The organism is Kitasatospora sp. NPDC002543 (genome assembly GCF_053594915.1).
Genome location: NZ_JBSFWR010000110.1, coordinates 1 through 12,412 on the forward strand (window position 1 = coordinate 1; position 12,412 = coordinate 12,412).

11 protein-coding genes are annotated in these 12,412 nt (G+C 74.5%); 6 read left to right on the forward strand and 5 right to left on the reverse strand.

Features of this window, described 5'->3' with window-relative positions; all coding sequences use genetic code 11:
* The first annotated feature begins 79 nt into the window (after nt 1–79).
* Together pth and ACWD4P_RS32035 are read left to right on the forward strand one after the other, a co-directional pair.
* A complete protein-coding gene (gene pth / locus ACWD4P_RS32030) occupies nt 80–667 on the forward strand; it encodes an aminoacyl-tRNA hydrolase (protein ID WP_449782059.1) in 588 nt (195 codons plus the stop codon).
* A gap of 638 nt (nt 668–1,305) precedes the next feature.
* Nucleotides 1,306–1,497 carry a hypothetical protein gene (locus ACWD4P_RS32035; RefSeq protein WP_449782060.1) on the forward strand — a complete coding sequence of 64 codons (192 nt, stop codon included), beginning with the start codon at nt 1,306–1,308 and terminating at the stop codon, nt 1,495–1,497.
* Here the strand turns inward: ACWD4P_RS32035 and ACWD4P_RS32040 are convergent.
* Nucleotides 1,484–3,046 carry an MFS transporter gene (locus ACWD4P_RS32040; protein WP_449782061.1) on the reverse strand — a complete coding sequence of 521 codons (1,563 nt, stop codon included), beginning with the start codon at nt 3,044–3,046 and terminating at the stop codon, nt 1,484–1,486. The genes ACWD4P_RS32035 and ACWD4P_RS32040 overlap by 14 nt on opposite strands.
* A gap of 236 nt (nt 3,047–3,282) precedes the next feature.
* On the opposite strand from ACWD4P_RS32040, the gene ACWD4P_RS32045 reads away from it, so the two are divergent.
* Nucleotides 3,283–3,804, forward strand: coding sequence for a MarR family winged helix-turn-helix transcriptional regulator (locus tag ACWD4P_RS32045; protein WP_359829436.1), 522 nt, complete (start codon nt 3,283–3,285; stop codon nt 3,802–3,804).
* A 43-nt stretch (nt 3,805–3,847) separates the two neighbouring features.
* Complete coding sequence (locus ACWD4P_RS32050) at nt 3,848–4,438, forward strand: GNAT family N-acetyltransferase (protein WP_449782062.1); 591 nt, start codon at nt 3,848–3,850, stop codon at nt 4,436–4,438.
* Nucleotides 4,439–4,502: 64 nt separating this feature from the next.
* On the opposite strand, the gene ACWD4P_RS32055 is transcribed toward ACWD4P_RS32050, so the two are convergent.
* Nucleotides 4,503–5,012 (reverse strand): methylated-DNA--[protein]-cysteine S-methyltransferase, encoded by a 510-nt coding sequence (locus tag ACWD4P_RS32055; protein WP_359829438.1) that lies wholly within the window; start codon nt 5,010–5,012, stop codon nt 4,503–4,505.
* Nucleotides 5,009–6,694, reverse strand: coding sequence for a DNA-3-methyladenine glycosylase 2 family protein (locus ACWD4P_RS32060; protein WP_449782063.1), 1,686 nt, complete (start codon nt 6,692–6,694; stop codon nt 5,009–5,011). Before ACWD4P_RS32060 ends, ACWD4P_RS32055 begins: the two co-directional genes overlap by 4 nt.
* A 407-nt stretch (nt 6,695–7,101) precedes the next feature.
* Here ACWD4P_RS32060 and ACWD4P_RS32065 point away from each other — a divergent pair, with 407 nt between their 5' ends.
* Nucleotides 7,102–7,560, forward strand: coding sequence for an ASCH domain-containing protein (locus ACWD4P_RS32065; RefSeq protein WP_359829440.1), 459 nt, complete (start codon nt 7,102–7,104; stop codon nt 7,558–7,560).
* Nucleotides 7,561–7,629: 69 nt separating this feature from the next.
* Here ACWD4P_RS32065 and rsgA read toward each other — a convergent pair whose 3' ends face one another.
* Nucleotides 7,630–8,760 (reverse strand): ribosome small subunit-dependent GTPase A, encoded by a 1,131-nt coding sequence (gene rsgA / locus ACWD4P_RS32070; RefSeq protein ID WP_359829441.1) that lies wholly within the window; start codon nt 8,758–8,760, stop codon nt 7,630–7,632.
* Nucleotides 8,761–9,111: 351 nt separating this feature from the next.
* Nucleotides 9,112–10,353: a cytochrome c oxidase assembly protein gene (locus tag ACWD4P_RS32075; RefSeq protein ID WP_449782064.1), complete on the reverse strand. Its 1,242-nt coding sequence runs from the start codon at nt 10,351–10,353 to the stop codon at nt 9,112–9,114.
* A 297-nt stretch (nt 10,354–10,650) separates the two neighbouring features.
* Here ACWD4P_RS32075 and ACWD4P_RS32080 point away from each other — a divergent pair, with 297 nt between their 5' ends.
* Nucleotides 10,651–12,321, forward strand: coding sequence for an FtsW/RodA/SpoVE family cell cycle protein (locus tag ACWD4P_RS32080; protein ID WP_449782065.1), 1,671 nt, complete (start codon nt 10,651–10,653; stop codon nt 12,319–12,321).
* Nucleotides 12,322–12,412 lie beyond the last annotated feature (91 nt).

The following is a 12,412-nucleotide window of genomic DNA, read 5'->3' on the forward strand; positions in this document are numbered from 1 at the left end:
CGGCGGGGACGGTCCCGTACCGTCCCCGCCGCGCCCCGGCCGTCCGCCGTCTTCCCCCCACCCCTTCGGAGAGCCCCGCATGACCCCCGACGCCCCCTGGCTGATCGCCGGACTGGGCAACCCCGGCCCGTGGTTCCGGCTCACCCGCCACAACGCCGGCTTCCTGGCCGTGGACCGGCTGGCCGAACGGCACGGCGCCCGCTTCCGCCGACGCGGAATCGCCACCCTGGCCACCGAGATCGGCGTCGACGGCCACCGGGTGCTGCTGGCCAAGCCGCTGTGGTCCATCAACCTGTCGGGACGCCCGGTGGCCGCCCTGCTGCGCCGCCACGACGTCCCGGTCGAACGGCTGGTGGTCGTGCAGGACGACCTGGACTTCGCCTTCGGCTCCGCCAGACTCAAGCGCGGCGGCGGCCCCGGCGGCCACAACGGCGTGCGCTCCGTCGGCGAGGCGCTCGGCACCCGGGACTTCGTCCGGCTGCGCTTCGGCGTCGGACGCCCCCCGAAGGGGCAGAGCGTCGGGGACTTCGTGCTGAAGAAGTTCTCGGACGACGAACTGGCCGCACTGCCCGTCGAGTTGGACCGCTGCGCGGACGCCCTGGAGACCCTGGTGCGACGCGGCCTCAACCGCGCGCAGGACGCACTGAACGCCCGCACCGACGCGTAGGGGACGTCTGCTCGTCGGCCATGTCGCGGGACACCGGAGATATCCGCCGGGGCCTGGGCGGTGGCCCGCCCACTGCCGCCGGCACCGGGCCGAGCCAGGGACCACCGGTGTTCGGCCCCTGACAGACCGCCCATGGCCGCCCGACCCCCTGGTCCGCGGACGGCGCCCGGGCCACCGCGCCCTCGCCGCCGCCGCACAGGCCCCGATCCGACATCGAGCGATTGCGCCGCGCCTGACTCCACGACCGTGCGCGCCCACCGGCACGCCACCGCCAAAGGGGGCACGGGCAAAGGGCCTTGGGCCGCCCGCGCGGCGGACAGACCGGCGGGGTCAGTCCGGCCTCGACGGCCGCTCGCCTTCCCCCTGACCGGCGGCACCCGCAACGACGGACCCGGGTGCCGCGGCCGGCAAGGGCCGCCGCCCACGCGCCTTCCGCGCCCACTCGGCATCGCCCACACCACCCCCGAACGCCTCGACCAGCCCGACCACCGGATCCACGACCTCGTCGAACGCCGCCCTCCGCCGCCTCGGGCAAAGGCGCGTCCTCGCCACCCGCCACGACAGGCCCCCGCCTACCACCGAGCGGCCCCCCACCATCGCCGCCACCCCGTACGGGCGGGGTGCTTCGGGCTGAGCCGATGCGGGCGGAGACGTTCACGGGGCGCGAGAGCCCGGAGATCGTCGCGGTGCCGCGCAACGCCGAAGCGATGATCGAGGTCGCGATGATCCGCCTCATGGCCGGCCGCCTCGCCGACGGGGAGGTCGAACCCCGAGGCCCCATCGAGACCGAAGCAGCCCGCCGCCTCGCCGACGACCTCAAGAGCGAGTGACCACCCGGTTTTCTCGGGCCCGGGTGGGGCGGGTGAGCAGTGCGGCGGCCGCCGCGACGGCGGCGAGGAGGTACAGCACCGTCCGCCCACCGGACTCGGCGCCCGCCAGGTGGACACCGAGGACGGACAGTGCCATGCCGAGCGCCGTGCCGAGGCTGCGGGCCATGTTGACCATGCCGCCGCCGACCGCCGAGCACTGCGCCGGTATCGCCCGCATCACCAGGGCGTTGTTGGCGGGCAGCAGCAGGCCCAACCCGTACCCCGCGAGCAGCAGCGGGAGCGCCGCCACGTCCGAGGCCGGCAGCAGGGCGAACAGCAGCAGTCCGGCGGCGGCGAGCAGCGCGCCGAAGCGGCACCTGGTCACGTCCGACCAGCCCCGGGGCAGCAGTCCGCCACCGACGGTCGCGGCGAAGGCGAACGCGGCGGGCAGCAGGGTGACCACCAGGCCCGCGTGGGCGGTCGACACACCGGCACCGGCGAACAGCACGGGGCCCAGCACCAGCGGGCAGAACAGCAGCAGGTAGCCGATCAGCGCCACCGCCAGGCCGGAGCGCACGCCCGGGGTGTTGACCAGTCCGGGCGCCAGGATCGGCCGGGCGGCCCGCCGCTCCTGGCGCACCAGCGCGACGGTCAGGGCGGCGGAGACGAGCAGCAGGGCGGCCACCGCCCAGCCTGGCAGGGGCAGCCCGGACGCGGTGGACAGGGCGAGCAGCAGGGAGGTGGTCGCGCCGGTCAGCAGCAGCATGCCGGGCAGGTCGACGCGAGCGTCCTCGCGGGACTCTGGCGTGCGGGACTCGGCCGAGCGGAACTCTGCCGTGCGGGACTCGGCCGCGCGGAACTCGGCCGCGCGGGACGCGTAGGGGCGGGGGGTGCGGGGGGACCCGTTGAGGCGGGGGCCCGGCACGGCGGCCGGGGCGCCGGCCGCCCGGGTGCGGGGCAGCAGGTACCAGCCGGCCAGGATGCCGAACACCGCGATCGGCACGTTGACCCAGAACACCCAGCGCCACGAGGCGTGTTCGACCAGCAGCCCGCCGAGGCTGGGCCCGAGCGCCAGGCCGAGACCCTGGGCGGAGGCCTGGATGCCGAGCGCGCGCCGCATCGCGTGCTCGGGCACGCCGCGCGCCACCAGGGCCACGCTGTTGGCCTGCATCATCGCGGCGCCGACCGCCTGGACGGCGCGGCAGCCGACCAGGACCCAGAGGCTGCCGGCGAATCCGGCGCCCAGCGAGGAGAGGCCGAAGACCGCGAAGCCGCCGATGTACATCGTCTTGCGCCCGACCAGGTCGGACAGCCAGCCGATCGGGGCCAGCAGGGCGACCAGGACCAGCAGGTAGGCGAGAGCGACCCATTCGACGACGGCGAAGCTCGCGTCGAAGTGGCGGCCGAGGGCGGGGAAGACCAGCGCGATGACGCTGGCGTCCAGCTGGCCGAGGAAGGCGCCGAGGCAGACCGTGCCGACCGCGAGCCAGTGGGCGTGGCGCCAGCCCGCTATGCCGCGCGGCCGGGGCCGCTCGGTGAGCAACCGCGAGGCAAGGGCAGTGGCGTTCATGCCACAAATATATCGGATACAGATATGTTCGTGCTACGAGCAGTTCGCTCTACGACAGGAAGGGTCCCGCAGTGCGGACGGTGCCGGACGGCACCCGACGGACACCCGCCCCAAGACCCGCCGCAGACCCGCCGCAGAGCCACGGCACGGCGCGGCCCCACCCCCCGAACCGGCCCCTGAACCGACACCCGAACCGGCCGCCGAACCGCCCCGTACCAGGAGATACGCTGTCCGCCATGCCGTCGTCACCACACGTTCCCGACCCCGCCACCGGAAGCCCCGACCCGGCGGTCGAGCACGCCCGGCAACTGACCGACACTGTCACCCGGCTGCGCCGCGCACTGCGCAGCAGCATCCGCACCGACTACCCGTGGGAGTCCCTGCCGATGGCGCAGGTCGAACTCCTCCAGACACTGGCCGCCGCACCACTGCGGGTCGGCGAACTCGCCGCGCGCCAGCGGCTCGCACCCAACACCGTCAGCGGACTGGTCGGAAAGCTGCTCGACGCCGGCTTCGTCGACCGCCAGGCCGACCCCGGCGACCGCCGCACCGCCCGGATCGCCCTCACCCCGGCCGGACGGCGACAGCTGGACGACTGGCAGCACGCCCACGAACGCCGCATCGCCGCCGCGCTCGGCACCCTCGACCCGGCCGACCGCGCGGCGGTCGTCGGCGCCCTGCCCGCCCTGGACCAGCTCGCCCGCGCCCTCGCCCAGCCGGGCACCGCCGCACCCGAGCAGGGGCCCCCGACCGACTGAAAACCACTGGTCACCCGGGCCCCCCGGCGCTACCGTCCCCGGCATGACCACGGCAGAGGTACGCATCGAACCCTGGACGGACGACGACCTCGCGCTGCTGCGCCGGATCAACACCCCGGAGATGAAGAAGCACGTCGGCGGGCCGGAGAGCGAGGAGCAACTGCTCGTACGGCACCGGCGGTACCTGGACTTCGTCCCGTCCGGGCTCGGCTGCATGTACCGGATCGTGCTGCTGCCCGACGGCGAGGCCGTCGGCTCCGCCGGTTCGGTCGGTTCGGTCAGCTCCGTCGGTTCGGTCAGCTTGGTCAGCTCGGTCAGCTCCGTCGGTTCGGTCGGTTCGGTCGGCTACGGCACCCGGACGTGGGAGGGGCGGACCGTCCACGAGATGGGGTGGAACGTGCTGCCCGGCTTCCAGGGCCGGGGCATCGCGGTCGCCGCCGCCCGCGCGGCGGTCGCGGCCGCCCGCCGCGAAGCCGCGCACCGCTACCTGCACGCCTTCCCGTCGGTGGGCAACCCCGCCTCCAACGCGGTCTGCGCGAAGGCCGGGTTCACCCTGCTCGGGGAGACGGAATTCGAGTTCCCGCCCGGGCGGTTCATGCGCAGCAACAACTGGCGCGTGGACCTTCGGAGTTGAGCACCCGACGCAGGCCCGGCGGCCGTCCGGCGGGGCCCGGTCGGCATCCGGCGGGGGCCGGCGGTCAGAACAGGGTGCCGCCCTCCAGGTCCAGCAGCCAGCGCTTGCGGTCCACGCCCGCGGCGAAGCCGGTGAGCGCGCCGTTGGCGCCGAGCACCCGGTGGCAGGGGCGGACGATCAGCAGCGGATTGGCGCCCACCGCGCCACCGACCGCCCGGACCATGCGCGGCTCCTGCCCGGCCAGCTCGGCGAGTTCGCCGTAGGTGACGGTCTTGCCGTACGGGATCTCGTCCAGCGCGGCCCAGATCCGGCGGCGGAACTCGGTGCCCTCGGGGGCGAGCGGGAGGTCGAAGCCGGTGCGCCTGCCCTCGAAGTAGGCGGTCAGCTGGGCCACCGGCTCGGCGAGCGCCTCCGGGTCGAGCACCCAGTCGTCGGCGGGCTCGGCCAGCGCGTACTTCTGGCCGGGCGCGGTGACGGTGGCCAGCGCCGCCGGCCCGCCGTCCTCCGGCAGCACCCCGCTCAGCAGCAGCCGGCCGAAGGGGCTCTCCATGGTGGTGTAGACGGTGGTGCTCATGCTCGTCCGTTCTCCGTTCCGGTGCCCGTACCGCCGGTGTCGCCGGTACTGCCGGGGTCGATGCTGTTGATGCTGTCGGTGGCCAGGTTCTCGGCGGCCGGGCTCTCGACGGCGGGGCGCTTGACGACGGGGCCGTCGGCGGCCGTGCTCGCGAGGCCGGCCCACAGTCGGTGGACCGCGTAGGAGCGCCACGGGGCCCAGGCCTCGGCGGCGCGGGCGGCGGACTTCGGGTCCCCGGCGGCGCCGAGGCGGAGCAGGCCGTGCTTGACGCCCACGTCGCTCGGCAGGAAGACGTCGGGGTCGGCCAGGGCCCGCATCCGCAGGTAGCCGACCGTCCAGGGGCCGATGCCGGGCAGGCCCAGCAGGCCGGCCGCGGCCTCCTCCCGGTCGACCCCGCTGTCGAGCCGGACCACGCCCTCGGCCAGCGCGGCGCACAGGCCGGTGAGCGCGCGCCGACGGGAGGCGGGCATCGCGAAGTCCTCCGGGTCGGCGGTGGCCAGGGCCGCCGCCGTCGGGAAGAGCAGACGCAGGCCGCCACTGGGCTCGGGCAGCTCGGTGCCGTACTTCGCGGCGAGCCGTCCCGCCAGGGTGCGGGCCGCGACGACACTGATCTGCTGGCCGAGGACCGCGCGCACGGCGAGCTCGTGCGGGTCCACGTGGCCGGGCGAGCGCAGGCCGGGGCGCTCGCGGACCAGCGGGCCCAGCAACGGGTCCGCGCCGAGCTGCTCGTCGATCGCCAGCGGGTCGGCGTCCAGGTCGAAGAGGACGCGCAGTCGCTGGACGGCGGTCGGCAGATCGCGCAGGTCGGCGAGCAGCAGGCGGCAGTCGAGCCAGCCGCGGGTGGGCGGCTCGCCCGGCGCCAGGCCGTCGACCTCGGCGATGCCGTGGCCGTACGGGAGCGCGAGGGTGCGGCGGTACACGCGCACGCCGGGGCGCGCGCCGGGGACGACCTCCTCGACACCGGGGACGGCGCGCAGGGCGAGGAAGTCGATCAGGTGCTCGCTGTCCAGCGCGCCGCGGTAGGCGAGGCGCAGCGTGAGGCCGCCGGCCGGGGTCGCGGTGCGGCGGCCGGCCGCGACCTCGGCGCGCAGGCCGCTCGGGGTGCGGTCGTAGACCTCGCGCACGGTGTCGTTGAACTGGCGGACGGAGGCGAAGCCGGCCGCGAACGCGATGTCGGTGACGGGCAGTTCAGTGGTCTGGAGGAGCAGGCGGGCGGTCTGCGCGCGGCGGGCACGGGCCAGCGCGATCGGACCGGCGCCCAGCTCCGCGGTCAGCTGGCGCTGCAGCTGGCGGGAGCTGTAGCCGAGGCGGCCGGCCAGTCCGCCGACGCCCTCGCGATCCACCACGCCGTCGCCGATCAGGCGCATCGCCCGGCCGACCAGGTCGGCGCGGTGGTTCCACTCGGGCGAGCCCGGCACGGAGTCGGGCCGGCAGCGGCGGCAGGCGCGGAAGCCCGCCCCCTGAGCGGCCGCGGCGCTCGGGTAGAAGACGCAGTTGACCCGCTTGGGAGTCACGGCGGGGCAGCTCGGACGGCAGTAGATGCCGGTGGAGGTGACCGCCGTGAAGAAGACCCCGTCGAAGCGGGAGTCGCGGCTGTCCACGGCTCGGTACCGGATGTCGTCGTCGATCACGATGTCCAGTCTGCGGCACTGGGCGGGGGGTGACTGGCGGGAATCGGACATCGCCGTTGATCGCCGCTTCGGGGGCCCTCCCCCTCCCCCCCCCTCCCCCTCCCCCCTCCCACCGCCACTCTCTACCCACCACCTCACCCCCACGGGCCAGGGGCCACGGGCCTACGCTCCGAAACCCGTACCCGGCGCCCATGGCCGAGCTCGGTGTGGAGGCCGAGGCCCAGCCAAGCCCGAGGCCCAGCCAGCCCCAGCCCCAGGGCCAGGGCCAGGGCAGAATCAGGGCCGAGGCACAGCCGGGGCCAGGACCGAGGCGGGACCGGGACCGGCCGGGCACCAGGGCCCGAGCCCGGGTACCCAGGCACCCCGGGCACCCCGCAGGCCCCACCGGCCCACCGGCCCACCGGCCCACCGCCCGAAATTCACGAGCTCGCAGGACGTCCCGCCGTTAACCTCGCGGCATGAGCGAGCAGCAGTCCTACACCGGCCCGGACGACCCGCGCGTCGTCGCCCTGCCTCCGTCGGAGTTCGCGTTTCCCGGCCCGCTGCGGGACCAGCTGGTCGCCGCGATCCTCGCCGGCGTCAAGACCAGCACCACCGGCCTGGTCGCCGACTACGAGCACGAGGGCGAGCCCCTGCCGCTGCCCGGTGAACGCTCCGCGGTCCTCGACTCGGACGGCCGCAGGGTCGCCGTGATCGAGACCACGGACGTCCGGGTGGTCCCGCTCGCGGAGGTCGACCTCCAGCACGCCCTGGACGAGGGCGAGGGGTGCACCAGCGTGGCCGAGTGGCGCGCGGTGCACGAGCGGTTCTGGAGCAGCCCGGAGATGCTCGACGCCCTCGACGACCCGGGTTTCACCGTGGACGACAGCACCCCGGTGGTCCTGCAGCGCTTCCGAGTGGCCACCGACCTTCGCTGAAGCCGAACCGGACGGGCCCGACCGGGGCCGCACGGCGGCCGCCGTGCGGCGGCCGGCCGGCGCCGGGGCTCATCGCTTCACCGGACCTCCCGCGGCTCGCATCGACTTGCTGATCGTCTTCCACTTCTTCAGCCGCGCCTTGGCCACTCGGGCGTCCGTACGCGAGGCGATCCAGTCGTTCTCGCGCTGGAGCTTGAGGTAGCTCTCCATCCGGCGCTGGGGCAGGGTGCCGTCGGCCAGCGCCGCCTGCACCGCGCAGCCGGGCTCGGTGTGGTGGCCGCAGTCGTGGAAGCGGCAGTCCTCGGCCAGCTCGGCGATGTCGGCGAAGGCCAGGTCCACGCCCTCGCCACCGTAGAGGCCGACCTCGCGCAGCCCGGGGGTGTCGATCAGCACGCCCCCGCCCGGCAGCGGTATGAGTTCGCGGGTGGTCGTGGTGTGGCGGCCCTTCTGGTCGACCGCGCGGGCCTCCTGGACCGTCATCACGTCCGAGCCGACCAGCGCGTTGGTGAGCGTGGACTTGCCGACGCCGGACTGGCCGATCACCGCGGTGGTACCGGGGGTGCAGGCGCGGAGCACGTCCATGCCCTCGCCCGTCTCGGCGCTCACCACGACGACCGTGACCCCGGGGGCGACGGCCTCGACGTCGGACCGGATGAAGTCGGCGTCGTCGACGAGGTCGGCCTTGGTGAGGACGACCAGCGGTTCGGCGCCGGACTCCCAGGCCAGGGCGAGGAAGCGCTCGATCCGCCCGAGGTCGGGATCGGTCGCGAGGGAGGAGGCGATCAGCACGGTGTCGACGTTGGCGGCCAGCACCTGGCCGTCGGAACGCTTGCCGGCCACCTTGCGGATGATCGCGGTGGAGCGCGGCAGCAGCGCGACGACGGAGGCCATCGGCTGGGCGTACGGGTCGACCGCCGCCCAGTCGCCGGTGCACGGGCAGTTGATCATGTCGGCGTCGCCCACCGGCCGGGTGTCGAACCGGACGGTGGACGGCTCGCCCGTCTCCGGGTCGGCGATCACGGCGTCGCACTGGCCGCGGTCGACCCGGACGATCCGCGCCGGGAGCAGCCCGGCCTCAGCGAACGGGGTGAACAGCTCCGCCAGCTCGGCCGTCCAGCCGTAGCCGGTCAGCGCCGAGGCGTCGGTGGGGAGCGAAGAGGAGGAGGAAGAGAACGACGGAACGGAGGCAGCGTTGAACAACGCAGTGGCCCTTCGGGAGGAGATGACCCCGGCGGGCTACGGCTGGCGCGAAGGGCTCAGCCGGCGGCCGGGAAAAGGAGGTGAACGCGAGCGCTGCCCTGGGCAGCTATCGGGGCGACAACGACCACGGGGGTTCACCTCCTGCTCTCTATTCCTCGGGCGGCCCAATGGCCCCCGAACCGGACGTGTCACACGCTAGCGGAGCGGGGGGTTGTGGCCAACCTATTTTTGACCTGCGGAAACGTGGCACGGGAAGGTCAGGAAGACGCCAGGGGGCCACAATTGGCCCGCCGCAGACGAGCACTCGCGCACCCTGCGCCCACCAGCGGCCACCAGCGGCCACCCGACGCCTCAGCGCCCCTGCCCGCCGTACCGGTGCTTGAGGGTGGGATCGTCCAGCCACCAGGGCCGCATCCCGGTCTCCTCGTCCTGCGGCCGCCCGGCCGCCCGGGCCTCGGCGGCCGCCTCCGCGAAGCGGGCGTCCAGCTCGGCGTCCACCGCCTCGTTCTCCTCCCGCCCCTGCACCACCATCCGCCGCACCAACGCGGCCAGGAACGGCAGTCCGACCAGGTCCCCCAGCACCCAGAAGGCGTTGCCTCCCCAGGTCTGATCCTGCGCCAGGCTCGGCCCCCACGGCCGCCCGAGCGCCGCGTAGTGGTGCTCGGCGACCAGGTGCCCGCCGTAGATCAGCACGATCCCGAGGCCGGCGTCGAAGATCACCTCGGCGAAGGTGATGAACAGTCCGACCAGGTGCGGGTACTCGTGCCCGACCGGGTCGAGCTGCAGGCGCGGCCAGAAGTAGGCGAGGCCCAGCAGCACCAGCGCCAGGTGCAGCACCACGTTCCCGACCCCGCTGGACACCGACCACGCGTACCAGGGGGTGAAGTAGAGCAGCCACGGCGGCGCCATCAGCAGCGCGGTGGAGACCGCCGGGAACATCAGCACCTTGGACGGACGGCTGCGCAGCGCCCGCAGGACGCGCTCGCGCCGGGCCGCCGGTGCCGCCTCGACCAGCAGCGAGACCGGTGCGCCGAGTGCGAGCAGCAGCGGGACGACCATCAGCAGCAGCACGACCTGCACGGCCCGGTCGGTGAAGAGGATCCGGTCGTACACGCCGAGGCCGGAGCAGGTGCACCAGATCCACAGCAGCAGTCCGCCGAGGAACGCCGCGGTCCGGGAGGGCCGCCAGCGTCCGCCGACCGGCACCGCGCCCGGCCACCCGCCGCCGGAACCGGCCACCGGCCGTTCACCACCGCCGCCCCCGGCCGCGCCCCCGACCCCGCCGGCCACCGGCCGCCCGTCAGCGGAGCACCCGCCGCCGTCCCCCTCCGCCGCCCGGTTGACGCGCCGCGCCGACGCCAGGTACCAGGCGCCGAGCAGCACCGCGAGCACGAGCACCAGGGGCTCGACCGTCCAGGAGGTCGCCAGGTCGGACCACCGCCAGGCCGGCGGCCCGCTGTAGGCGAGCACCGAGGCGGGGCCGACCGGACCGCCACCCGGGCCTCCGACCGGACCGCCCATCGGACCGCCCACCGGGGCGACGCCCCGGCCCGCGCCCAGGAGGACCGCCGCGCCGTCCACCACCGTGCCCATCCGCCCGCGCACCCCGCTCGTCCCGCTCGTCCCGGTGGCCCCCGCCGGTCGGTGGGGCCGCCGCCGGGGCTCCCCGGCGCCCGGCCATGATGTCCCCGCGCGACGGCCCCGCCGGATCCGGGGCCCACCTCTATACCCGCACCTGAACAAAGCTTTACCGATCCCCAACAAAGCTTTGCCCAGGCAAAGTTCTGCCCTCGGACCCCCTGTTCCGGCAACCGCGGCGAAGACACAAACGTCTGGCAGGATGCACCGTCGGCGAGACCCGCCACGTGGTCGACAAGGGGAAATCTAGAGGTGCGAACGACTGCACGCGGCGACGGCCGCCGGCTCGCGGCGCGCCACCGCAACATCGAACTGGGCCTGCTGGCCCTCGCGGTGGCCGTCTGTCTGGCGGGACACATCGAAGCCGGCCTGGCGCTCACCGGCAGGATGCCGTCCGGGCTGCCGGTGCACGCCCTGTCGCTGGGCGCGCTGGCCGGGGCGGCCCACCTGGCGGTGCGCCGGTTCGCGCCGTACGCCGATCCGCTGATCCTTCCGCTGAGCGTCTTCCTGACCGGCTTCGGGCTGGTCCTGCTGGACCGGCTGGACTTCAGTTACAAGGCCGCGCACGCCGCCAAGGGCGACTATCAGAAGCTCCCGGCCGCGCCCTCCCAGCTGATGTGGGTGTTCCTCTCGGTGGCGGCGGCGCTCGCGCTGATCGTCTTCGTCAAGCACCACCGCTTCTTCCAGCGCTACGTCTACCTGCTGATGGCGGGTGCGCTGATCCTGCTGGCCGCGCCGGTGTTCTCACCGGGCGACAGCTTCGGCGCCAAGCGCTGGATCCGGCTGTTCGGGCTCTCCTTCGAGCCGGACGAGTTCGTGAAGGTCGCGATCACGATCTTCTTCGCGGGCTACCTGATGGCCTCCCGGGACGCCCTGGCACTGGCCGGGCGCAAGGTCTGGGGGCTGACGCTGCCGCGCGGACGGCACGCCGGACCGGTGCTGGCGATCTGGGTGGTCAGCCTGCTGGTACTGATCTTCGAACGCGACCTGGGCACCTCGCTGATCTTCTTCGGTGTCTTCATCGTGATGCTGTACGTGGCGACGGAGCGCACCAGCTGGGTGGTGCTCGGCCTGCTGATGGCGGTCGGCGGCGCGGCCGTGGTCGGCACCGTCGAACCCCACGTGCACGGCCGGGTCGAGGCCTGGCTGCACCCGCTCGACTACTACAAGCCGGTGCACGACAAGGCGATCTCCGAACAGCCCGCCGAGGCGCTGTTCAGTCTGGGCACCGGGCACCTCACCGGGACCGGTCTCGGCTCCGGACGGCCCTGGCTGATCGGCTTCGCCGGGCGCAGCGACTTCATCTTCACCACCATCGGCGAGGAGCTGGGCCTGGCCGGGGTGACGGCGATCCTGCTGGTCTACGTGCTGCTGATCCAGCGCGGTCTGCGCACCGCGATCGGCCTGACCGACCCGTTCGGCAAGCTGCTGGCCACCGGTCTGTCGGCGGCGCTGGCGCTGCAGGTGTTCGTGGTGGTCGGCGGGGTGAGCGGGCTGGTCCCGCTGACCGGCAAGGCGCTGCCGTTCCTGGCCGCCGGCGGTTCGTCGCTGCTGGCGAACTGGCTGATGGTGGCCCTGCTGATCAAGCTGAGCGACTCCTCCGGACGCACCGCGCTGGACCCGGCCCAGCCCGACCCCGAACCGCTCCCGGTCCAGGCCCGCCCGGTCGGGGCGGCCGCGCCGGCCGAGCCCGGCCCGAACGGCGGCACCCCCGGCGGCTCCTACGACGGCTTTCCCGACGGCATTCCCGACGGCCGGTACGACCCGTCGGCCCAGACCGTCCTGACCCCGGCGCCACCTCCGGACCGGTCGCCCGCCACCCTCGGCACCTCCGCCCCGGCCCCCGTGGCCCCGACCGAGCCTCACCCCACCCACGGCCACGGCCATCCGCCGGACCGGGCCGCCGACCGGCCGGCCCACTGACGCGACAGGGCCCCTCCCGCACCCGCGGGAGGGGCCCCGCCCGTCCGCCCTGTCCGTCCTGTCCTGGTTCCGGTCCTGATCCTGTCCGTTC

Excerpts from the sequence above, each read along its gene's own strand:
- ACWD4P_RS32045 (WP_359829436.1), top strand. The coding sequence starts at position 3,283 with ATGCCGTCGTCACCACACGTTCCCGACCCCGCCACCGGAAGCCCCGAC.
- ACWD4P_RS32065 (WP_359829440.1), top strand. The coding sequence starts at position 7,102 with ATGAGCGAGCAGCAGTCCTACACCGGCCCGGACGACCCGCGCGTCGTC.
- ACWD4P_RS32040 (WP_449782061.1), bottom strand. The coding sequence starts at position 3,046 with ATGAACGCCACTGCCCTTGCCTCGCGGTTGCTCACCGAGCGGCCCCGG.
- ACWD4P_RS32050 (WP_449782062.1), top strand. The coding sequence starts at position 3,848 with ATGACCACGGCAGAGGTACGCATCGAACCCTGGACGGACGACGACCTC.
- ACWD4P_RS32060 (WP_449782063.1), bottom strand. The coding sequence starts at position 6,694 with ATGTCCGATTCCCGCCAGTCACCCCCCGCCCAGTGCCGCAGACTGGAC.
- ACWD4P_RS32055 (WP_359829438.1), bottom strand. The coding sequence starts at position 5,012 with ATGAGCACCACCGTCTACACCACCATGGAGAGCCCCTTCGGCCGGCTG.
- pth (WP_449782059.1), top strand. The coding sequence starts at position 80 with ATGACCCCCGACGCCCCCTGGCTGATCGCCGGACTGGGCAACCCCGGC.
- ACWD4P_RS32035 (WP_449782060.1), top strand. The coding sequence starts at position 1,306 with ATGCGGGCGGAGACGTTCACGGGGCGCGAGAGCCCGGAGATCGTCGCG.
- ACWD4P_RS32075 (WP_449782064.1), bottom strand. The coding sequence starts at position 10,353 with ATGGGCACGGTGGTGGACGGCGCGGCGGTCCTCCTGGGCGCGGGCCGG.